This is a genomic window from Parashewanella sp. 2304DJ23-3, from assembly GCF_056591695.1.
The window spans coordinates 1-1,016 of record NZ_JBWQOH010000026.1 but is presented as its reverse complement, the minus strand read 5'-3'; the positions used below and the strand labels follow the sequence as shown (position 1 = coordinate 1,016).

The window sequence follows — 1,016 nt, the reverse complement described above, 5'->3', positions numbered from 1 at the left end:
GCAAATCAACAAGGACAAATACTGCTTGGCTTTTGTCACTTCGTTCCAAAATTATAGCCAAGCACTATTTGCCTGTTATTGTGGGCGTTATATTGCTATGAATGAACTAGTCGAATCAGCCTTCGATAAGGCATTGAAAAATTTAGGTTTGAATGGAATGGATGCTTTAAGCGAATGCGATAAAGTAGTCGCTTCTGTTTTTGCTTTAGAAGCTGAAGTTAATAATGGTGGCTTTGATCAGTTTTTTTATAATCCAGCCGGAGATTTAGCTTTTTTTGTCCCTGAAGCTTTGCGAATAATAGGGGCGCATAAAACAGCAAAAATTGCTGAAAAAGCAAATTCAATATTCGGTCAAGAAGGTCCAAGCCGTGATTCAACTATTCGCACTAAAGTACTTCTAAGTTTTGGTGAAAAGTATGATGACTATTTGGGAAAACTAGATGATGAGTTTTACGAATATCCACATGACTTGTATGCCTTGCTTGAGCAGTACATATTAAAGGTTAATACGTAGTCGCAATATAACAAGGGCATTTAAGTCGGACAAAAAACAGTTGGCTTTTTGCTCGTTCCTCGCTAATTTTAGCCAACAATTTATTTGCCGCTTAATAGCAGCGTTATGTGCCTATGGATAACTTCAAGATTTTATTGCTGTTAGTTACGATACTATTTTCAGGATTAACTGAGAGTAAGGTAATTATCAAAGGTGATGTTACCAAAAAGGTCATCTTAGATATTAAATCTGCATTCAAATCAGGTGCAAATGTATATACAGGCAGCTTTTTATGGAAAACTTTCCCTAAGGAACTAGATAGTAAGCTTATTTCTATTACAAATGTAAACGGCTCTTATAAAGTTACAGTAGCAATAAAAAGTCGTGAACCTGCAACAATTTTTATTGCAAAATATGTTTGCCCAAATTTTAAGTGTCAGCTAAAAATTTTCAAAGCTAAAGAAGTACAAATATAAAGCTGTTAAAAATCAGCACATAACAAGCGCTTCAACAGGACAAATGT

The 1,016-nt window shown here is 34.8% G+C and carries 2 protein-coding genes; both read left to right on the top strand.

Annotated features, from left to right (window positions below; genetic code table 11):
- The coding region (locus AC1EU2_RS18725; RefSeq protein ID WP_480299794.1) for a DMP19 family protein at positions 1 to 514 on the top strand (514 nt) is incomplete at its 5' end.
- A gap of 107 nt (positions 515 to 621) precedes the next feature.
- Positions 622 to 969, top strand: coding sequence for a hypothetical protein (locus AC1EU2_RS18720; protein WP_480299793.1), 348 nt, complete (start codon positions 622 to 624; stop codon positions 967 to 969).
- Positions 970 to 1,016 lie beyond the last annotated feature (47 nt).